General features: G+C 39.4%; 3 protein-coding genes and 1 pseudogene. All 4 read right to left on the reverse strand.

What is annotated here, in order from left to right:
- Positions 1 to 115: 115 nt before the first annotated feature.
- Positions 116 to 592 (reverse strand): annotated as a pseudogene (locus FTV50_RS16470) (GMP synthase (glutamine-hydrolyzing)); the annotation flags it as partial.
- A gap of 56 nt (positions 593 to 648) precedes the next feature.
- Positions 649 to 1509 carry a macrolide hydrolase EstT gene (gene estT / locus FTV50_RS16475; RefSeq protein WP_077782102.1) on the reverse strand — a complete coding sequence of 287 codons (861 nt, stop codon included), beginning with the start codon at positions 1507 to 1509 and terminating at the stop codon, positions 649 to 651.
- A gap of 17 nt (positions 1510 to 1526) precedes the next feature.
- Positions 1527 to 2663, reverse strand: coding sequence for a tetracycline-inactivating monooxygenase Tet(X) (gene tet(X) / locus FTV50_RS16480; RefSeq protein WP_044502094.1), 1137 nt, complete (start codon positions 2661 to 2663; stop codon positions 1527 to 1529).
- Positions 2664 to 2686: 23 nt separating this feature from the next.
- Positions 2687 to 3064 (reverse strand): hypothetical protein, encoded by a 378-nt coding sequence (locus FTV50_RS16485; RefSeq protein ID WP_044502095.1) that lies wholly within the window; start codon positions 3062 to 3064, stop codon positions 2687 to 2689.
- Positions 3065 to 3523 lie beyond the last annotated feature (459 nt).

Consider the following 3523-nt stretch of genomic DNA (forward strand, 5'->3'; position numbering starts at 1 on the left):
GCATGTTCCGCGTCCTTGCAATACTGTGTTTACATACAGTCTATCGCTTAGCGGAAAGTTCTTTTACCCTCAGCCGAAATGCCTGCCGTTGCTAGACATTGCCAGCCAGTGCCCGTCACTCCCACTCAATAGTTGCCGGCGGCTTTGAGGAAACATCGTAGGTTACCCGCGAAATACCGGGAATCTCATTAATGATGCGGCTAGAAACCGTTTCTAAAAACTCATACGGCAAGTGTGCCCAGCGCGCTGTCATAAAATCGATAGTTTCTACTGCGCGCAATGCCACCACATACTCATAGCGGCGGGCATCGCCCACTACGCCAACCGACTTCACTGGCAAGAATACAGCGAAGGCTTGGCTGGTTTTGTGATACAGGTCAGCGGCATACAGCTCTTCGATAAAGATGGCATCAGCCAAGCGCAACCTGTCGGCATATTCTTTTTTTACTTCGCCAAGAATACGCACACCCAAGCCAGGGCCAGGGAAGGGATGACGGTAAACCATGTCGTAGGGCAGACCTAACTCCATACCGATCTTGCGCACCTCATCTTTAAACAGCTCGCGCAGCGGCTCCACCAGCTTGAGCGTCATAACACATTGATATTAGCTTCAATCTCTAAACCGTTGATTTGGAAATACATAATACCCTATTTGTTCATTCTTTTGTTATTTGTTGTATGTTGCGTTATTCCATCAATAATTTTATTCCAATCTTCGAAATGTAGTTCGTGTCCGGTTCCATCAAGCGTTATTAGTTTTGAGCCGTTTATCTTTTCAAGTAAAACTGCTGAATTCTTAAAATGCCATATTTTATCGTCCGTTCCGTGTACAATTAAGGTTGGTTGATTGATTTCGCTCAATCTGTTCCAGTATTCTTCACCACCTTGCAGTGCCGCATGATTGAACATACTTATATAGTTATTAGCTCTTTTAAATTCGGCTCTAATCAGTTTTTCACTTCTTTGTTTGTCAAATTGTTTCCTGCCGCTCATCAATTCAGCACCTTGAATTAAATAATTTGCCACACTGTCTTCATTTGTCCAATCTACGGTTTCAGCTTTTCCGTGAAAATCTAAAATACGCGTATCCATTTCAGGAATTGTGGGGTCTGAGTCGCCCCAAGGACCTGATGAGATTAGTGTTATTGAACTTACCCTGTCGGCATATTTTATTGATGCTATTTGAGAAATCAGTCCGCCCAGTGAAATTCCCACAAAATTGGCTTTGACTATTTTATAGCCGTCCAAAATTGAAATAGCATCATGGGTTAAGTCAACAATATCATAGGGGGTTGAACCCGGTTCGTAATTAGTAGATTTTCCTACGTCCCTATTGTCGTAGCGAATAACAAAAAATCCCTTTTCAGATAGTTTCTGGCAAAATTCAGCATCCCAATACAACATGGATACCGTTGCTCCCGCAATCAAGAGTATTGCCGGATCTTTTTCACATCCAAAACTTTCGGTAAAAAGTCTTATTCCGTTTTTTTTAACTATTTTCTCTTTCATTTCCTCGCCTTTCTGTTTTATAGATTCATTAGTTTTTGGAAAGAAAAGTCGAGGCTGAACATTTCCGTTTCGTTTATTATTGATTCTGCCTGTGCTTCTCTTCCATAAGCAAACATTTGCTGTTCATAATTTTCAATAGCCTCTTCAATGCTGTTAAATTTCCCATTGGTCAGATTATCCGACAATATCAAGGCATCCATCAACCCACTGTTTACGCCTTGTCCTGCAAAAGGAGGCATCAAATGAGCAGCATCTCCAATCATCGTTATGGGTAATGGACGCTTACTTTTCCAAGACTTATCTAAGGGAAATATTCGTGTCGCTAACCCTACAAAAGATGATGTCAAACGAATCAGTTCTTTGTAGCGTTCGTCCCAATCGGAAAATTTTTTCAGGAGAAAATCAACGACACTATTTCTGTCTTGAAAATCTACCCGCGTTTTGCTTTTCCATTCATCAGGTGTTTTAAAACTTATTCCAAAATGCAATGCACCATTATTATTAGGATTCGCAAATAATAAATTACCTTGATGAGCAGCCATTAGCCGGTTTCCATTGCAAAGCTGAAAAAATCCAGGACAGTTCACCTCCGGTTGATGAATATCGGCTTGTATATTGAAAGTACCTGTTTCTTCAACTTCCGTGTCGGTAACAAATTTTCTTACTTTAGACATTCCACCATTGGCAATAATAACCAGATCTGCTGTTTCACTCGATTTATCCTCAAAAGTTAGTATCCACTTCTCCTTATCAGGTTCAAGGGTAACAAGTTTTCTATCCCAAATGACGGTATCATTTTGTAAACTATTTAATAGGATAGTCCTTAAGTCATTTCTGTTTATTTCAGGATTGTCAAAACGATTTTCGGGTCTTACATTTTTTGTGGTTAAAATATTGCCCTTTTCATCAACAATATTTACACCCATTGGTAAAGCTAAGTCATAATAAGTTTGTAACAATCCCGCTCTTTTCATTGCTTCCTGTCCCGAATCCCTGTGCAGATCAAGTGTCCCACCAAAAATCCTTGCATCTTGGTCTTTGTCTCTCTCGTAAACTGTAATGTCCACGCCGTTTTGCTGTAACAATCTCGCCATTGTTAATCCAACAGGCCCGGCACCAATTATTGTAATTTTTTTATGTTTTAGTAAAGTCATATTCTTGTTCGCTGGTTTTAATGTCAACTAATGTCTGTCAATTTAATCACTTTGTTTTTTTTAAATTCAAACACGGATTTTCCTGATAACTTTAGCTTTTGCCCTTTTTTTAAGCCGTTCGGAAAGTCAATTGCTAAAATTGCTGTATAATCAATTTCTATTTCAGTGCTGTTGTCAAAATGCCTAAACGATTTAACTGTCTGTGTTCTCTTTGCAAAGTATGTTTTTGCTGTTTCTGCCTGTTGTTTAAACGCTGTTAACCCTTTCAGCGATAAACTTATATCATTATTTTGAATGTTTTCAAAAACAATATTATCGTCAAGGTCTGCAACCATTTTTTTGATATCAAATTGGTTGTATCCATCGATGTAGTTATTGATGATGTTTACTCTGTCGGTCATATTTTGTAATTATTTATCGGTTACATATTGGTGTTGTCTGTAGGTTGTTCTACGATAATTGCCAACTTTTAACTTCTATACGAAGGAACATGTTGGGATACTTGAACTTTCGATTTAGCGCCAACACGAGCAAACCGAAGTTAGCACCTACTCTCTATTCAGCATATTTTTTAAAAATACTTGTGGCAATGTGTCCGCCAAAACCAAAAGTATTACTCATTGCGTAATTCACTTGCCGTTGTTGTGATTGGTGTAACGTCAAGTTAAATATATCCCTATATTCAGGTTCAATATCTACCGAATTGATTGTTGGCGGAACAATGTTATTCTGAACAACGTATAGGAAGAATAAACGCCCTTTTCACCCAAGTCCAACAGCTTTGGACCGCAGTTGACTCTTTCGACACCCCTGCGATGCAACCCAATCCGGCTGACGGGGAGCCAGCAACGCTGAAAATT

The organism is Acinetobacter sp. YH1901134 (assembly GCF_013416965.1).
Lineage (GTDB): Bacteria > Pseudomonadota > Gammaproteobacteria > Pseudomonadales > Moraxellaceae > Acinetobacter > Acinetobacter amyesii.